Source organism: Sediminibacterium salmoneum NBRC 103935 (assembly GCF_000511175.1).
Taxonomy (GTDB): Bacteria; Bacteroidota; Bacteroidia; order Chitinophagales; family Chitinophagaceae; genus Sediminibacterium; species Sediminibacterium salmoneum.
In genome coordinates, this window is record NZ_KI866530.1 from 2280502 (window position 1) to 2297349 (window position 16848).

16 protein-coding genes and 1 pseudogene are annotated in these 16848 nt (G+C 38.3%); 11 read left to right on the forward strand and 6 right to left on the reverse strand.

From position 1 onward, the window contains the following. Positions 1–9 precede the first annotated feature (9 nt). Positions 10–708, reverse strand: a complete 699-nt coding sequence (locus P767_RS0110700) for a hypothetical protein (protein ID WP_026764490.1) — start codon at positions 706–708, stop codon at positions 10–12. Next, positions 702–893 carry a hypothetical protein gene (locus tag P767_RS18525; RefSeq protein ID WP_172637539.1) on the reverse strand — a complete coding sequence of 64 codons (192 nt, stop codon included), beginning with the start codon at positions 891–893 and terminating at the stop codon, positions 702–704. Before P767_RS18525 ends, P767_RS0110700 begins: the two co-directional genes overlap by 7 nt. A gap of 169 nt (positions 894–1062) precedes the next feature. Between P767_RS18525 and P767_RS0110715 the strand changes: the two genes are divergently transcribed. The 7 genes from P767_RS0110715 to P767_RS0110745 all read left to right on the forward strand — a co-directional run bounded on the left by P767_RS0110715 (position 1063) and on the right by P767_RS0110745 (position 10698). Continuing rightward, a complete protein-coding gene (locus P767_RS0110715) occupies positions 1063–1782 on the forward strand; it encodes a response regulator transcription factor (RefSeq protein ID WP_026764491.1) in 720 nt (239 codons plus the stop codon). A gap of 85 nt (positions 1783–1867) precedes the next feature. Next, positions 1868–2584, forward strand: coding sequence for a PAS domain-containing protein (locus P767_RS0110720; RefSeq protein WP_026750744.1), 717 nt, complete (start codon positions 1868–1870; stop codon positions 2582–2584). Between the two features lie 46 nt (positions 2585–2630). Continuing rightward, complete coding sequence (locus P767_RS0110725; RefSeq protein ID WP_026764492.1) at positions 2631–3188, forward strand: 1-acyl-sn-glycerol-3-phosphate acyltransferase; 558 nt, start codon at positions 2631–2633, stop codon at positions 3186–3188. Positions 3189–3202: 14 nt separating this feature from the next. Beyond that, the gene (locus tag P767_RS0110730; RefSeq protein ID WP_026750742.1) at positions 3203–4849 is read left to right on the forward strand and encodes an AMP-binding protein; all 1647 of its coding nucleotides are present in this window, start codon (positions 3203–3205) and stop codon (positions 4847–4849) included. A gap of 90 nt (positions 4850–4939) precedes the next feature. Then, entirely contained in the window at positions 4940–5830 is an 891-nt protein-coding gene (locus tag P767_RS0110735) for an OmpA family protein (protein ID WP_026764493.1), read from the forward strand. Positions 5831–5929: 99 nt separating this feature from the next. After that, positions 5930–8320, forward strand: coding sequence for an ATP-binding protein (locus tag P767_RS0110740; protein ID WP_051417302.1), 2391 nt, complete (start codon positions 5930–5932; stop codon positions 8318–8320). 29 nt (positions 8321–8349) lie between these two features. Continuing rightward, positions 8350–10698: an ATP-dependent helicase gene (locus tag P767_RS0110745; RefSeq protein ID WP_026764495.1), complete on the forward strand. Its 2349-nt coding sequence runs from the start codon at positions 8350–8352 to the stop codon at positions 10696–10698. A gap of 16 nt (positions 10699–10714) precedes the next feature. On the opposite strand, the gene P767_RS0110750 is transcribed toward P767_RS0110745, so the two are convergent. Continuing rightward, on the reverse strand, positions 10715–11944 hold the full coding sequence (locus tag P767_RS0110750; RefSeq protein WP_084799919.1) for a glycoside hydrolase family 5 protein: 1230 nt from the start codon (positions 11942–11944) through the stop codon (positions 10715–10717). Between the two features lie 193 nt (positions 11945–12137). On the opposite strand from P767_RS0110750, the gene P767_RS0110755 reads away from it, so the two are divergent. Genes P767_RS0110755 through P767_RS0110770 form a run of 4 tightly spaced genes read left to right on the forward strand, consistent with a single transcriptional unit; the run spans position 12138 to position 15450 of the window. Then, positions 12138–12737 carry a NifU family protein gene (locus tag P767_RS0110755; protein WP_026764497.1) on the forward strand — a complete coding sequence of 200 codons (600 nt, stop codon included), beginning with the start codon at positions 12138–12140 and terminating at the stop codon, positions 12735–12737. Positions 12738–12765: 28 nt separating this feature from the next. Then, a complete protein-coding gene (locus P767_RS0110760) occupies positions 12766–14286 on the forward strand; it encodes a hypothetical protein (protein ID WP_026764498.1) in 1521 nt (506 codons plus the stop codon). Beyond that, on the forward strand, positions 14283–14915 hold the full coding sequence (gene pnuC, locus P767_RS0110765; RefSeq protein ID WP_026764499.1) for a nicotinamide riboside transporter PnuC: 633 nt from the start codon (positions 14283–14285) through the stop codon (positions 14913–14915). Before P767_RS0110760 ends, pnuC begins: the two co-directional genes overlap by 4 nt. Then, positions 14902–15450, forward strand: a complete 549-nt coding sequence (locus tag P767_RS0110770) for an AAA family ATPase (RefSeq protein ID WP_026764500.1) — start codon at positions 14902–14904, stop codon at positions 15448–15450. The genes pnuC and P767_RS0110770 overlap by 14 nt, the downstream gene beginning before the upstream one ends. Here P767_RS0110770 and P767_RS16800 read toward each other — a convergent pair. The 3 genes and pseudogenes from P767_RS16800 to P767_RS0110785 form a co-directional block, all read right to left on the reverse strand. Next, entirely contained in the window at positions 15442–15843 is a 402-nt protein-coding gene (locus tag P767_RS16800; protein ID WP_262506402.1) for a transglycosylase domain-containing protein, read from the reverse strand. The genes P767_RS0110770 and P767_RS16800 overlap by 9 nt on opposite strands. A gap of 88 nt (positions 15844–15931) precedes the next feature. Next, positions 15932–16051, reverse strand: a pseudogene (locus P767_RS19000) (monofunctional biosynthetic peptidoglycan transglycosylase); the annotation flags it as partial. Between the two features lie 119 nt (positions 16052–16170). Further along, positions 16171–16827, reverse strand: coding sequence for a LysE family translocator (locus tag P767_RS0110785; RefSeq protein ID WP_026750734.1), 657 nt, complete (start codon positions 16825–16827; stop codon positions 16171–16173). Between the last annotated feature and the right edge of the window lie 21 nt (positions 16828–16848).

Here is a 16848-nt window from a genome sequence, read left to right on the forward strand (position 1 = left end):
GAAGCATCATTAATTACCAGCTGGAAATGCACTTTTTAAAGCCTCTTTAGAAGTTGGGCAGGGTGATTTTGGAGGGATAGAAGGAGTTGTAGATCCATTAGAATTTCCGCTTCCACCACCACTTGTAGGTGGCCAAGTTTCAGTTCCTCCTGACCCTGAAAAGCAAAATGTAGATGTAACTTCTCCAATATACCTCCAACCACACTCAATGTTATAATCTCCAGCAGCACTTGCCCCTAAACTGATACAAGAATATACATACTGGCTTTCTGTTGTATTATAACACAACGATTCTGGATCATTAACATTTCTGGACCTTATTTTTTGTTCTAATTGACGGATTGAAGTGTTTGAAAATGATTGATTTTGCATTTCTTTGCGCTTCATCACTTTGTTTGTTGAAAAATCAGTAAACCAGACATCTAACACTTTTCCGTCAAAAGTGTGATAGCTTTCTATAGTACCCTTTCTAACACTATCTGAAAAAGCCAAGGTTGCATTAGGAATAGTATATTTAATAACAGACTCTATTTTATCACTAACTTTTCTAAAAACAAGACTAAATTGAATTTGTGTTGAAACTGAACTATTTGAACTTTTAATGCCCTTATCATGCTCGTGATTTAAACCTTCTACAAATTTTACCTCTGTATATGAAATATTATTAATGATTGCTTTTTTTGTAGTTGACCAATCTAATGTTAACACTTGTTTACTTTTTCTTTAGTATACATATAAAGAATTCCTTCTTTATAGTTTTTCCCATTTTCTTTAATCCATGTTTTTTCAACATAAAATTCATCTTGTGGCATGAATGTTTGTTTAATACAAGATGCAACAGATAATACAATAGTTAAAAAGAATAGTGATTTAAAGACCCTTTTTGAAATCATTCGATTTGTTTTATTAGTAGAAAATGAAAATAAATAGTACTATCTATTTTATATATATCCAAATGAATATTTCTTCTAGTAGCTTAAAAACTTATCCATTTGGATAATCGAATATGCAAAATTTACATATAATAATTATTTATGTTATTTTTGGTCTTTATAAGCTTTTATGATACAGATAGGTTTAGTAGAAGACAATGAGCGCTATAGGCTATTGATTAAAAATGAGATCGGTAAAGTTAAAAACTCAAAACTAATTATTGATGCTTCTGATGGTTTTGAGTTGCTGCTAAATTTGAACCTTGCCAAAAAACTTCCAGATATACTACTATTAGATATTGAACTACCCAAAATAGATGGTTTACTTTTAACAAGTTATATTTCGCGAACTTATCCCTCTATTAAGATAATTGGTGTATCCTCACATAGTAATAAAGCACTAGTTACTGAAGTTCTTAATGAAGGAGCCAGAAGTTTTATTAGCAAGCACTTTACAAGTCCTAACTCAGCTATATATAAACAAGCTTATGGAAATAGAAGTGTTTTCAGAGAGGCTTTAGATTATACAATTTTAAATTCAACATATATTGACGACTTGCTTTTTAATAAAGGGAAAGAATTAAAACTATCAAGTTCAACAAATCAAATAATTGATAAAAAAATTCCAGAACTTACTTTAATACAACGCCAGTTTTTGTTATTGAATGCTGCTGATTTAAGTTACTCAGAAATTGCATTGATAATGAATAAAAGTCTCCCGTCTATCAAAAAATATCTTGCCTATTTTCTAGAAAAATTTGAAGTAAAGAATAAATCAGAATTAATCACATATTGTATAAAAAACGGTTTTGTTAAACTCCCAGCTCTTTATAATCAATATGCAAACTGATTTTGCAGAAATCGTTTAGATTTGTTACAATAACATCTTTTTTATAAAAGAGATTTGTTGTTCTTGATTGAGGTAAATTAATTTTATGAAATCTGATCAACCTTATTATTTACTTTTTGATCAAAACCCCTACGCGGTTTGTTCGTTAGACTTAGAAGGAAACATAACTTCCATGAACAATCAACTGCCGCTTTTATTAGAATGTCCTGAAACTAAATTAAACGGTGAAAGTATATTTCCATTTCTGCTTCAAGATGAAATGGGTACTGTTTTTAGAATATTCAACCTGGTAAAATCAGGGACAACACAAAAGTTCAAATGCAAAGTTCAAACTGTCAGGAATAAGCAATTAACGTGCATTATCACCTATATTCCTATTAAAATAGAAGGTGCAATAACCGGAATTTATGCGTTGATTAACGACATTACCGAAAATGTTGCTGAAGAACTGGAACTGGAAAAATCTTTGAGAGACCTGAAAAAAATTCTGGATGCCTCACTTGATATTTTGTGTGTATTAAATATTAAGGGAGAATTTGTAAGAATTAATAAACAGGTAGAAGAATTATGGGGATACGAAGACTGGGAGTTAGTGGGAAAAGATATTATAGATTTTGTGCTGGAAGACGACAGAAGAAAAACATTTGAAGCCTTTTCACAGATAAAACGCGGAATAGAATTAAAAGACTTCGAGAACAGAATGTTGAAGAAGGATGGATCCACCATCATCATGCAATGGTTCGCCAGCTGGGACAGTATGACCCACTCGGTTTATGCAAGTGCCCGACACTTAAAATTTTAGGAACAATTCTATTTTTTTTCTATCTTGATTTTCCCAACCGATTGCTATGCGTATATGCTGGAACCTATTTCTGCAAATGCAGGGATGGAAAATTCGTAGTGAATTTCCCTATCACCTGAAAAAATGTGTGATAGCCGTAGGGCCTCATACCAGTGCCTGGGATTTTGTAGTTGGACTAGCAGTTAGAAGTAAGCTCAAATTATACCATCTTAATTTTCTGGGCAAGGCGGAATTATTCAAAGGAAGATTTGGCTTTTTCTTCAGAAAAATGGGGGGATTTCCCGTTGATAGATTCAGCAATAACAATGTAGTTGATCAGGTTGCAGAACAATTCAGGATCCGCGATCAGTTTGTTCTGGCATTATCCCCTGAGGGTACCAGAAAAAAAGTAGATAAATTAAGAACTGGTTTTTATCATATTGCACTAAAAGCAGGTGTACCCATTGTATTAGCCGGTTTGGATTTCGGTAGAAAAGAAATCAGTTTCAGCGAACCCTTCCTGCCAACCGGTAATATGGAAGAAGACTTTAAAAAAATCATACATTTTTTTGCCGACAAGGAAGGTAAGATACCAGAATACGGCCTGAAACATTTAGATCACTAATCCCCCTAAACCATATGAGTCAACCTTTTCCTACCATTATTGACCGTTTTTGCCATTACGAAAAAGTACAGCCCAATAAACTCTTTTTATCCGAACCTGTAAAAAGCGTCTATCAGGATTTTTCATGGGCCAGTGCGGGAAAAGAAATAAGATCAATGGCGGCCTGGCTATTGCAATCAGGATTGAACCCAGGTGATAAGGTGGCTATTCTCAGCAAGAACTGTGCACATTGGATTATGGCCGATCTGGCAATCAATATGGCAGGCATGGTTTCCGTTCCGCTGTATCCGAATATCACCAGCAATGCAGTCAATGAAATTCTTTTGCATAGTGAATCCAAAGCCATCTTTGTAGGAAAGCTAGACAATCCGGAAATCATCAGAATGGGCATTCCGGATACATTAACACAAATCAGTTTTCCTTTCTATTTTAATGTAGGTTGTTTAAACTGGAACGATCTGGTGGCAGCAACCCAGCCTTTGGGTGAGCCTGTAAAAAAAGACACTAAAGATCTTTCCTGTATTATTTATACTTCAGGAACTACAGGTGCTCCCAAAGGAGTAATGCATAGCAATCATACCATGTCTTTTGCAGTTTATTCATTTCTGGAAAGCACACCCCCATTGGCCAATGAAGTGTTTTTTTCTTACCTGCCCCTTTGCCATGTGGCGGAAAGAATGCTGGTAGAATGTGGGGCAATATTTACAGGAAGCTGCATCCATTTTGTAGAATCCATGGATAGTTTTTCTAAAAATCTGCAATATTCCCAACCCACGATTTTTTTGGCAGTACCCAGAATCTGGGAAAAAATTCAGGAAGAGATCTTACGCAAAATGCCTCAGCAAAAACTGAGCAGATTACTTAAAGTACCATTGGTTTCGGTATTGATTAAGAATCTGATCCGCAAAAAATTAGGCCTTGGAAGAGCCAAACATTTGTTCACAGGTGCATCTCCCATCAATCCTGCCGTCCTCAGCTGGTATAAGGCATTGGGAATGGAAATTCAGGAAGCTTATGGGATGACAGAGAATTCTGCCTTGTCTCATTCCAACAGGAAAGGCGCCTGCAAATTCGGAACAGTAGGACAGTCCTATCCGGGTGTGGAGGTTAAATTAAGTGAACAAAAAGAGGTCTTGGTAAAAAGCGAAGCCAATATGCTGGGATATTACAAAGAGCCTGTTTTATCTGAAGAAATGTTTGAAGATGGGTTTTTAAAAACAGGCGATGAAGGAAGTATAGATGACGAGGGATACCTTTCTATTACAGGAAGAATCAAGGACCAGTTTAAAACAAGTAAGGGTAAATATGTGGCACCAGCGCCCATTGAATCCAAAGTACTAACCGATGCCATGATTGCTCAGGCCTGTGTGGTGGGATGGGGAATGCCTGCTCCTTTGCTTTTGTGCACCCTTTCCGAGCAGGCCAAAAGTCTGGCGCAAACAAATTTACAAGATCATCTGCACCAGCTATTGGAGCGCATTAATAAAGAACTGGAACACCATGAACAGTTGGCTAAATTGATTATTATGGCCGAAGAGTGGACGATTCAGAATGGAATTTTAACACCAACTTTAAAAATCAAGCGCAAAGTGTTGGATGAAACATTCAAAGACTTCTACAACAATTGGTATAACGAATCGGTCAAAGTGGTTTTTGTGTAACTTGCACCCGTTTAACTTATTTAGTAACGGCACAATAATTGGTATGAGATTCCGTTTGTACCAACAATTGACCAATAATATGTAAGACCAATGAAAATGAAATTCTACACTTTAGCAGCTCTTGCCTCTGTTAGCTTATTTGCCTGCGTTAGCCCGAAACAATTGAGACAAGCCGAAGCCAGGTATGGCGAATTAAATGGAGCATATGCAGAATTGCAGGGAAAATACAGAAATCTGGAAGAGGAATTTAACAAAGCCAAAAATCAGATTAGTAATCTGCAAACTCAGAAGCAATCTGTTGAAGCACAGCTGGGTACAACCAATACTCAATTGGATTATGTAAAACAAACCAATAGCATGGTTTTAAATCAACTGAAAGATTTATCAGTTGTAACCGGAGCTCAGGCTGAAAGCATCAGAAGATCACTTGAAAACATTGGTGCCAAAGACTTATATATTCAGGATTTACAGGGTTCCATTGCCAGAAAAGACTCTTTAAATATGGCCCTGGTGATGAACCTGAAAGGGGTACTGGGTAATATGGACGACAAGGACATTAATATTAAAGTAGATAAGGGGGTTGTTTATGTAGACATCTCCGATAAACTTTTATTTAAAAGTGGTAGTTATGATGTAACTGACCGTGCTAAAGACGTGCTTGGTAAGGTTGCCAAAGTACTAAACGCTCAGCCTGAAATTGAATTCATGGTAGAAGGTCATACAGATTCTATTCCATTGATTAAAGGTGGTGGAATGATTGATAACTGGGACCTGAGTGTTAAAAGAGCAACAACTGTAGTAAGAATCCTGCAGGAATCTTACGGTATGAACCCCAAGCGCATGACTGCAGCAGGAAGAAGTCAGTATGTGCCTTTAACAGACAATACAACTGCTGAAGGAAGAGCCACCAACAGAAGAACCAGAATTGTTATCTTACCTCAATTAGATCAGTTCTTTAAACTGCTGGAAAGAAAGAAATAAGAATTTTAACAAATTACTATATGGGCGCCGGGGAAAGGATTCTCCGGCGCTTTTTTTATGTAAAATTTTAATCATAAATTGAATTGTCAATTAAAATCCATGTCTTGCAGCTCTAGGAAGCCATTACATATCTACAGAATTTCTCTGCTGTTCTTTTTTTCAGTTCTATTTTTTTATGCACAGGCTCAACCGATTGACAAAGGAATTATTGACTTAAGAAAAAAAGATTTACAGGAACAACCTTTTGCTTTAAACGGAAACTGGGGCTTTTACTGGAATCAATTGCTAAGCCCGGATGATATAAGAACCCAACCAAAGGTCTTCACTTTTTTTCCTGAAAGATGGGATAATACCATTTTAAATAATCAGCCACTGCCGGCAAAAGGGTTTGCTACCTATTCCCTGAAAATTTTACTGGATCCTGAAAAACAAAAAGATCTCTCCATTCAGCTTCCGGATACCTATTGTTCCTTTCAACTTTTTCTTAATGGCAAACCTTTTGCAGCAGCAGGGAAACCGGGAAAAACCAAGGAAACTACCGTGGAAAAATGGGTTGAACAAGTAATTAGTTTGCCCATCACAGACACGATTTCTCTGGTTCTGCAGGTTGCCAATTTCAGACATTCCAAAGGAGGGCCCTATAAACCCATTGTTATTGGTAGCACAACACAACTAACGGCTGAAAAAGCTTCTGAAGAAGGATTTGATTTGTTGTTGGCGGGTGCCATTTTAATGGGAGGGCTTTTTTTCATTGGTCTTTTTTACTTTGGAAAACACGACCGGGTCATTTTATATTTCTCATTATTCTGTATCGCCTATAGTTATCGGATTGTTGGTTCAGATAATTATGTATTGCACAGTTTGTTCCCCAATTATCCATGGATTATCGGGGTTCATCTGGAATACCTGAGTTTATTTGTCAGTGTGATTTTCTTTATGTTTTATACCAAGTACTTATTTCCGGAAGAGACCAATAAATGGTTAATCAGAATAGAAGCCATTATGGCCGGATTACTTTGTTTAACAGTACTATTATTTCCACCAGGCATATTTACCCAACTGTTGAATCCCTTTCTGATTGTCATGTTTACAGTAATTGCCCATGCTTTTTATATTTATATCAAAGCCTATTTTAATAAAAAGCTGGGTGCCAAATATGCGTTGATGAGCACAGCCATTTTATTAATCATTTTTATACTGATTAATTTAAAATATTTCAATGTTATTCAGCCGCCAAGATTTGTGCTTTTCATAGGTTATATCAGTTTTTTCTTTTGTCAGTCTTTAATTCTTTCTCATCGGTTTGCCTTTACTTTAAAAGAAGCCAAAAAACAGGCAGAGATGGGGCTGAAAGCAAAAAATGATTTCCTGAGCACCATGTCGCATGAAATAAGAACTCCTTTGAATTCTATTCTGGGTATGACCAATATTATGCTCATGGAGAAGCCATCAGATGAACAAAAAGAACAACTGAATGTGTTGCTGTTTTCAGCCAAAAACTTATTGTCTATAGTTAATGATATTCTGGATTTCAATAAAATTGAAGCGGGAAAAATAGGATTTGAAACCATTGAAATGGATTTGAAAACCATTTCTGAAAATCTGGTTGCAGGATTTGGAACACTGGCAAAAGAGAAAGGCATTGCTTTGAAACTGGTCTTGGACGATGGGCTGAATGTAAAAGTTATCGGAGACCCTACCAGAACCAGCCAGATTATCGGAAACCTGATTCACAACGCAATTAAATTTACCAAGAGAGGGCATGTGGCTTTGAAAATGTCCGTCCTCAGCAGAGACGAATTGAGGCTCCGGTTATTAATAGAAGTAGAAGATACCGGAATTGGAATTGCACAGGAAAAACAACAATTGATTTTTGAGCAATTCACGCAGGCTGATAATAGTACTTCCAGAAATTTTGGAGGCACCGGTCTTGGGCTGGCCATCAGTAAAAAATTACTGGCATTACAAGGAGCGGAACTAAAATTAAAAAGTGAACCCAACAAGGGATCATGTTTCTATTTTGAAATTAGTTACCCTATTTTACCTACTCAGGTTGTTCATCAAGAAGAAGTTGTTCATGAAATGCCAGCTGAAGAAACGAAACCATTAAAGGGTAAAACCGTTTTACTGGTAGAAGACAACGAGGTTAATATTCTGGTTGCCAAAACATTTTTAAGCAAATGGGGGGCTTCAATAGACATTGCACAAAACGGTCAGGAAGCTATTCAGCTTTTTGATGAACAAAAACACAGTATTGTTCTAATGGATATGCATATGCCCATAATGGATGGGTATGAAGCTACCAGAATTTTAAGGGAAAGAGGAGTAAAAACTCCCATTATTGCCCTTACTGCCAGCCTACCACGGGAAATAGAAGACCGGATTAAAAATACCGGCATTAACGATATAGTAGTAAAACCTTTTATCCCTTCAGAATTATTTAAACTTATTCTTCATTATACGGGAATTCACCCTAATAAAACAGGTTAAGAGAGTATCTTGCACCTGAATTGATTTGTATGCAGGATTATTTGAATGGATTAAACGACTCTCAAAGAGAAGCAGTCACTCATATTAAGGGACCACTGATGATTGTGGCCGGTGCAGGAAGCGGAAAAACCAAAGTACTTACTACTCGTATTGCTCATCTGATGGCAAATGGCGTAGATGCTTTCAATATATTAGCGCTTACATTTACCAATAAGGCTGCTGCTGAAATGAAGGAAAGAATTGAAAAAATTCTTGGTAACTCAGAAGCCAGAAACCTCTATGTAGGTACTTTTCACAGCGTGTTTGCACGTATTTTAAGGGCAGAAGCTCAGAAATTGGGGTACCCCAGTAATTTCACCATTTACGATACTGATGATAGCCGATCTGTATTAAAAACAGTAATCAACGAATTACATTTAGACGATAAACATTACAAGCCCAATATTGTGGGCAACCGTATTTCTTCTGCAAAGAACGCATTGGTGGGACCTGCAGAATATGCAACAGACTATGCTATTCAACAGGAAGATGCCAGAGCCAACCGTCCTGCTATTGCTCAGGTATATGCCGCTTATGCCAAACGTTGTTTTAAGAATGGCGCAATGGACTTTGATGATCTCTTGTTGAAAATGTATGAGTTGCTGAATAATTTTCCAGAGGCATTGCACAAGTATCAGCACAAATTTAAATACCTGCTGATTGATGAGTACCAGGATACGAATCCGGTACAGTATCAGATCAGTAAACTGTTGGCTGCTGCCCATGAAAACATTTGTGTAGTGGGTGATGATGCACAGAGCATCTATAGTTTCCGGGGTGCAACGATTGAAAATATTTTACAATTCCAGAAAGACTACGACGATGTTAAAGTGGTTAAACTGGAACAGAATTACCGAAGCAGCCAGCAGATTTTAAAGGTTGCCAATCAGGTTATTAAAAACAACAAAGGACAAATTCCTAAAAATCTCTGGACTGAAAACCAGGAAGGTGAAAAAATAAAATTAGTACGAACACTAACCGATAATGAAGAAGGGAAGTTTGTTGCTGATACCATACAGGAACAAAAACTCCGCAATCATTATTACAATAAAGACTTTGCCATTCTTTACAGAACCAATGCGCAGAGCCGATCTTTTGAAGAAAGTCTGAGAAAAATGGGAATAGCCTACCGTATTTACGGTGGTGTAAGTTTCTATCAACGCAAGGAAATCAAAGATTTGCTTGCATACTTAAGAGTAATTGTAAATACCAATGATGAAGAAGCACTAAAAAGAATCATCAATTATCCGGTAAGAGGTATTGGAAAAACGACGATTGAAAAATTAGTCATCATTGCTAATGAACAAAATATCCCGGTATTTAATGTGGTTGTAAGGGCAGGTGAATTTGGTTTTAGAGCAGGAACACTGGAAGCATTACAAAATTTTGCTACCATGATCCGCTATTTCCAAAGTATGCTGACCAATAATAATGCTTTTGATGTGGCTACACAGGTGGGCAAACATACGAACCTGGTAAAAGAACTCTTCAATGATAAAACCACCGAAGGACTTGCCAGATACGAAAACGTGCAGGAGTTGTTCAACTCTATCAAAGAATGGACAGAAAGTCCAAGTAATGATGATGGAGAATTGGGTGATAAATCATTGGGATCCTATCTGCAGCAGATTACACTGTTAACCGATGCAGATGACGACAAAGAAAATAATGACGTGGTTAAACTGATGACCATTCACGCAGCTAAGGGTCTTGAGTTCGGATGTGTATTTGTGGGTGGGGTGGAAGAGACTTTATTTCCAAGTGCAATGAGCATTAATACCAGGGAAGAACTGGAAGAAGAAAGAAGATTGTTTTATGTAGCTGTAACCAGGGCAAAAGAAAGACTTTGGTTAACCTATGCCAATTCAAGATATCGTTTTGGTCAACTGGTACAAAATGAACCCAGCCGTTTTATAGAAGAAATGCCGGAAGAATCTATTGATAAATCCTATGCAGGCGGGGGTGCCAGAAATCATGGCTCCTCACAGTGGGGATCGGCTTTTGAAAGAATGAACAGGGGTTTTGGCTCTTCTGCTCAACAGGCTGCACAGAAATATGGTCCGCCACCTGCTAAGAAACCGGCAGGAAGCAAGCCTGAATACATGCCCATTCAACCGCTGGCACCCAAAGTAGTGGCGCATATTCCATCACCCGATTTTACTCCCAGCGATACTTCTAATTTAGAAGCCGGCCAAAAAGTAGAACACCAGAAATTTGGTTTTGGTATTGTAAAATCAATGGAAGGGTCGGCTCATAATCCGGTTGCGACCATTGATTTTGGCGTTAACGGAGAAAAGAAAATCATGTTGAATTACGCTAAGCTTAGAATTGTTTCCTAAGCCGTTGAAGAGAGAACTAAGGGTTACGGTATTTCGCCGTTCTTACTGATTTTTCACGGATATTCGACTTAATGGTTGGTTTATATAAACCACCGTTAGGCTGAGGCAGCAAAACCGTTCCAGGTAAAAACAAAAAGGAAGAGGGTGGCTCCTGCGGTGTTTCCACTTCTGTTTTTTTTGCAGCATCGTTATTGGAAACCGTTTCTGTTTTTTCAACCCAGGGTTTATTGGAAAATGCGGAAGCATCCAGAAAAGACTGCAGTGCTTTTATCTGTGGACGTTCTACATTGGCCAACGGATAAGTGCTTACCGGATTACCCGAAAGTTTTTTTCCGGATGAACCGTACTGCGCAGTTACATTTTCTGATTTTAAATATTGAAGGAATTTATCCATGATATTTAACCAGCGTGCATCCGTATCCGGTACCCCAAACTGGCCAATCATTCCTCTTTTATTGTTCTGTTTTAACCATTGCACAAATGGCATTGCACGCTGAATACCGGTAGAATCCCATGCCTGATTCTGATCGTAGGAGAATAAATATTTTCCGGTAAAGTCGTTATCGAAATAGCAATGTGCATTGTACACCAATTTGTCCTGAGGGTCATTCAGGTATTTTAGGGCGTCCGAATAATCGGGCCAGCTTTCAGCTGCTGCATAATTGTTTCCGGAAATAATAATTCGGCTTCTCCGATCCGCCTGTCGAATAGAACTAATGGCCCATTGAGCCGTAGTTTGCCAATCGAAAGCCTGCATATCATGCGGCTCTGACATTAAATTGTATCCATATATATTGGGGTACCCGGCAAAGGCATTGGCAATTTTATTCCAGCAATCTGCAAAATCCTGCCTGCTTACCGAATAAGAACCTACAATATAATCTACTCCATATTTTCGGTACCTGCCACTGTTATACATGGAAAGGATTACCTGCATATTCCTGTTCGAAGCCCAGGTTACTACCTTACGGATTTCCCCAATTTCACCATAATCCAGATCTCCACCCAGGTTTTTTTGAACCCGCTCCCAGCGAAATGGAATGGTAATTAACCTGAATCCTTTCTGATGATAATAATCTATCTCTTCCTCAGTTGGATACTGATAGTGTTCATTCAGGTGGCCAGGCAATTGATTTTCATTGATTTCACCCCCGCCCAGGGTCATTCCAAGCAAAAAAGGATCGGTCTGAGCCTTTAATTGGCTTGAAAACACCATCCAGATACATAAAAAGAATAGGTTTCGCATGGGTTATTTCATTAGCTGCTCTTAAAAAAAGGCGAAATGCATTACTGATAACGTAAAATTTGTCTGTTTATTGGCTTTACTTACGATATCCGAAAAATAAGAGGGACAATCCGTTAAACTCGGTGCTTTGAACTTTCCCTCCCATCCTTTTGTTTTAAATTTGTACCTGATTCACATTTAAAAAACGCATACCATGATAACGACTGGCAACCCTGTCATCAGCATTTATACAGAAATGACGCCTAACCCTGAGACTATGAAGTTTGTAGCCAACAAGCTTTTATATCCTGGAAAAAGCATTGATTTTGCAGATGAAACCCTATCGGCACCTTCGCCGCTGGCAAAGGAATTGTTTAGTTTTCCTTTTATCAGGAGCGTTTTCATAGCTAGTAATTTTATTACCCTTACCAAGACAGCCGATACAGAAGACTGGCAGGATGTTATACCTACCATCAAGGAGTTTTTAAAACAATACCTGGAAAACGGGGGGGTCGTTGTAAACGAGGAGGAAGTAGCCAAGGTAAAACAGGAAGCCAGCAATACTGTAAGTGCAGACGACGATGATATAGTGAAGAGAGTGAAGGAATTACTTGAAAACTATGTAAAGCCTGCAGTTGAAATGGATGGTGGTGCCATTCAGTTTAAAAGTTATAACGACGGTGTTGTAAACTTAATGTTACAAGGTTCTTGCTCTGGTTGTCCCTCTTCTATGATTACCCTGAAAGCAGGTATTGAAGGTATGATGAAGAGAATGATTCCTGAAGTGAAAGAAGTGGTAGCTGAAGCTGAATAAACCTCGGTAGTGCATTATCTTGCATTACATGAAGCAGACCATACAATTTTTATTGCTCCGTCACTGGGATGCTTTGCTGGCATCTGCAATAGGTTGCATTTGGATTGCTTTTTATACTTCAAAAGGGGGAATTGGTATTTCACCAGACTCGGTAGCTTATTTAAGTTCGGCTAATCATTTCGCCGGTTCATTTCGTTTTTCGGATTACAACAATCTCCCGCTGGTGAATTTTCCATTGGGTTATCCTTTTTTATTGGGAGGCATCAAAATGGTGTCGGGTGCAAACCTGTTAATCTTAGCCCCCTGTTTAAACGCCTTCCTGCTTGCATCGGCACTCTATGCAGTCAGCTTTTTACTAACTGAATGCGGCATACAATCAGGTGGTTTCAGACTGTTGATTCTACTATTCATTCTGAGCAATCCCGGCATACTGGAAGTATACTCGATGTTATGGTCCGAAACAGTATTTCTTGTTTTGGGATTGTTTTTTGTGATTGCCTTTTTGCACTACCTGAAAACCAATTCCCTGTCCTGGTTGCTATGGGCAGCTCTTATAGTTAGTTTCACCTGCATGGTTCGCTACGTGGGCGTTACCTGGATCATTACAGGAGGCATTTTAATCCTGTTTAATGCAAGATTGAACTGGCAGTTAAAATTAAAGCATGCCCTTGTTTTTGGAATAACAGGGTCCAGCTTACCCTTGTTGAATACCTTAAGAAACTATTGGGTTACCGATACCATTGCCGGGGTACGTCAGACTTCACTTAAATCATTCACTTCTAACCTTGAAGATTTTTTAAATGTGCTGGGATATTGGTTCCCGTTAGGCAATGCTGAAAATCAAAGTCTTTTAATAATCTTCGGAACCCTTTTGCTGTTACTGATTATTGTACTGTTGGGTTTCCGATTTATACAGCAGCAGTTTTACAATAGTCCGATTACCATCATCAGCCTGTTCACTCTTGTGTATGGAGGGTTCATGCTATTTATTGCAAGTGTTTCCCGTTTCGAAACCCTGAGCAGCCGGTTATTAATTCCTTTATACATTCCAATTATCATGCTGATTGCTCATTCTTTTTATTCCTGGATAAGCAAAAACACGCAGTATAAAAAATGGCTGTCAATAGCCGTGTTTTTAGGTGGATACACAGCTGGTGCCCAATATCATTATCAGACACATGCTTTTAATTGGGAGGGGATTGGTTATGCTGGTATACCCGGTTACACAGATATGCACTGGAAAAGCTCTTCGCTATTACAGTTCATGAAAAGTCATCATCAGCAATACCAGGCACCTATTTATTCCAATGCCAACGATGCTGTATTTTTTCTGGCTGATATAAAAGCCAATCCTTTGCCGCATAAAGATATTCCTTCAGAAATTAACGACTTCCTTAAAACACCCCATATCTATCTGGTCTGGTTTGTCTACGGAAAAAACAACGACCTGATTGACGATACGTTTATCCGCAAACATTATCATCAAACAAATGAATGGCAATTTAAAGACGGTTCCATTTTTTATTTTACCAGAAATCAACAGCAATGACAATACCCCAGGTCTACGATGCTTTTATTACCGGGATACAACAAACGGGTCCGTTGGAATTCATTGCTGTTTTTGCAGGAATAGGCAGTGTATGGTTTAGCAGAAAAGAAAATATCTGGGTTTATCCTATTGGTTTAATCAACACAACTATTTATATCTATCTCAGCGTAAAGGGGCATTTATACGGCGAGGCTAGCGTGAATTTGTATTATACCATCATGAGTATTTACGGCTGGATATTGTGGACGAAGAAAAACAATCAGACACAAGAAAAAATGCTGAAGATTCAATTCAGTTCGTCCAAAGAGTGGGCGGAACAACTATTTTTCTTTGGCGGCTTCTATGTTTTATTGTTTTTTTCTCTGCAACAGCTGCAGGTTTCCTTTGCGCCTGAAGCCATACCGTGGGCTGACGCATTTGCCAGTGCTACAGCTTATACCGGAATGTGGTTAATGGCAAGGAAAAAAGTAGAGAGCTGGTATTGGTGGATAGCAACAAATATTACTTCTATTCCGTTATACTTTACGAAAGGATATGTTTTTACCAGTGTACAGTTTGTGGTATTACTCATTTTAGCGATTGCCGGTTTAATTAGCTGGCAGAAAAAAGCCAGCCATGCAGGAAATTAAAAAAATAGTTATCATAGGTCCGGAGAGTACTGGTAAAAGCACACTGAGCAAAGCACTCGCTGAGCATTATCGTACATTGTGGTGCCCTGAATATGCAAGAGAATATCTATTGCAAAATGGAACCGATTACAGTGCATCCGATTTACTAACGATTGCGAAGGGTCAATTAGAACTGGAAGACAACTATACCCGAAAAGTGCAGAAAGAAAATAAAGGTTCACTTCTTTTTGTTGATACAGATATGTATGTAATGAAGGTCTGGAGTGAATATGTTTTCGGTACCTGTGATTTTTTTATTCTGGATACCATTATCAAAAGAAAATATGATGGCTATCTACTATGCAATACAGATCTGCCCTGGGTAAAAGATGAACTAAGAGAATATCCCGACGAAAAACCCAGACAGGAATTGTTTGCCATTTACAAAGACTTATTAATTAACCAGCCAGTGCCCTGGGCTTTGATCAGTGGAACAAACGCAGAAAGAACGGCTGCTGCAATTGAAGCAACCAATCGTTTCCTTCAATTATCGTAGCAAGGCTTTGATATCTTCATCGCCCTCAATATTATTCATCTGTTTCAGAATTTGCGGATAGCGCCAGGCTACCCTGCGGCTCATAGGTTTAACGATAAACTTTTTTGGATTGGGCAGTGATGCTATGATCATAGCGGCTTCTGCACGGGTTAATTGAGAAGCATCTTTTTTAAAATAATGCCTGGATGCAGCCTGGATACCGAAAATACCCGGACCCATTTCAATCACATTCAGGTATACTTCAAGAATTCGTTGTTTACCCCAGACCCATTCTATTAATACAGTAAAATACAGCTCTGGTATTTTGCGAATAAACTTGGTGATGGATCCTCCCTGCCATAAAAAAACATTCTTGGCTGTTTGCTGAGTAATGGTACTTGCGCCTCCACCCAATGGTATTCTGGTTTTTTATTTTCTTTTTTGGCTTGATGCTCTTTTCAATGGCATCCCAGTCGAAACCACTATGGTCAGGAAATACCTGGTCTTCACTGGCAATGGCGGCCAGCTTTACCGAATGATTAATCTGATTCCAGGAAACATAGTCTCGTTTGAGTCCATATCCGAATGAATTGGCTATTTGGGTCATGGTAACCGGTGGCATAACCCATCTGCAAAGAATGGTATATAAAAGTGAACTCAGAAAGAGTATCCAGAGGATGCGTTTTGTTTTCTTCCAGATTTTTTTAATCACAACAAATATTTTCAAGAGGAAGATACAACCTATTTCAACTTGTCCCCAAAATTAAGCACACCCCAAATAAGGGCAACGCCAAATCCTATCAGGATAATCCCCGAAAGTTTATTGATAAAGTGAAGATTCTTAGGTGTCAAACGTTGTCTTAATTTTCCTGCTAAGGCAACTTTGGCAATATCTGCGAGTAAAACAAAAACAAGGCAGGTAATGAATACAATCCATTTGTATTGCGTTGGATTAGGAGTTCCCGCAGCATCACCAGTTATTGCCGCAGTCCACGCAAACCAAAAAAGAAAGACGGCAGGATTTAGCATATTCATAAAATATCCTGACAAGAAAATTCCGGCCAGATCTCTTTTGCGGAATTTTTTTATTTCCACTTTATTGTCTTCATCAACAATTACCTTCTTAAAGAAAAAAGTATAAATGCCTACGCCAATTAAAAAAATACTACCTGCAATGGCAATGGTATTGCTATGAGACAAGGCCGTTGTGAAAAAGCTGGTAAACAAATTACAAACCAGTACCAGACTGATATCGCTTGCTGAAACCCCTGCAACAAAAGTATAACCCGCTTTATGACCGTTTGCAAGGCTTTGTTTGATGATGGCAAAAATAACCGGGCCAACTGAAATACTCAGAATCAGTCCTAAAACCAGCCCCTTCATCAATGGTGCAATCATCTAAACCAATTAAAGTTGAAT

Excerpts from the sequence above, each read along its gene's own strand:
- P767_RS18525 (WP_172637539.1), bottom strand. The coding sequence starts at position 893 with ATGATTTCAAAAAGGGTCTTTAAATCACTATTCTTTTTAACTATTGTA.
- P767_RS0110715 (WP_026764491.1), top strand. The coding sequence starts at position 1,063 with ATGATACAGATAGGTTTAGTAGAAGACAATGAGCGCTATAGGCTATTG.
- P767_RS0110720 (WP_026750744.1), top strand. The coding sequence starts at position 1,868 with ATGAAATCTGATCAACCTTATTATTTACTTTTTGATCAAAACCCCTAC.
- P767_RS0110725 (WP_026764492.1), top strand. The coding sequence starts at position 2,631 with ATGCGTATATGCTGGAACCTATTTCTGCAAATGCAGGGATGGAAAATT.
- P767_RS0110730 (WP_026750742.1), top strand. The coding sequence starts at position 3,203 with ATGAGTCAACCTTTTCCTACCATTATTGACCGTTTTTGCCATTACGAA.
- P767_RS0110735 (WP_026764493.1), top strand. The coding sequence starts at position 4,940 with ATGAAAATGAAATTCTACACTTTAGCAGCTCTTGCCTCTGTTAGCTTA.
- P767_RS0110740 (WP_051417302.1), top strand. The coding sequence starts at position 5,930 with ATGTCTTGCAGCTCTAGGAAGCCATTACATATCTACAGAATTTCTCTG.
- P767_RS0110745 (WP_026764495.1), top strand. The coding sequence starts at position 8,350 with ATGCAGGATTATTTGAATGGATTAAACGACTCTCAAAGAGAAGCAGTC.
- P767_RS0110750 (WP_084799919.1), bottom strand. The coding sequence starts at position 11,944 with ATGCGAAACCTATTCTTTTTATGTATCTGGATGGTGTTTTCAAGCCAA.
- P767_RS0110755 (WP_026764497.1), top strand. The coding sequence starts at position 12,138 with ATGATAACGACTGGCAACCCTGTCATCAGCATTTATACAGAAATGACG.
- P767_RS0110760 (WP_026764498.1), top strand. The coding sequence starts at position 12,766 with ATGAAGCAGACCATACAATTTTTATTGCTCCGTCACTGGGATGCTTTG.
- pnuC (WP_026764499.1), top strand. The coding sequence starts at position 14,283 with ATGACAATACCCCAGGTCTACGATGCTTTTATTACCGGGATACAACAA.
- P767_RS0110770 (WP_026764500.1), top strand. The coding sequence starts at position 14,902 with ATGCAGGAAATTAAAAAAATAGTTATCATAGGTCCGGAGAGTACTGGT.
- P767_RS0110785 (WP_026750734.1), bottom strand. The coding sequence starts at position 16,827 with ATGATTGCACCATTGATGAAGGGGCTGGTTTTAGGACTGATTCTGAGT.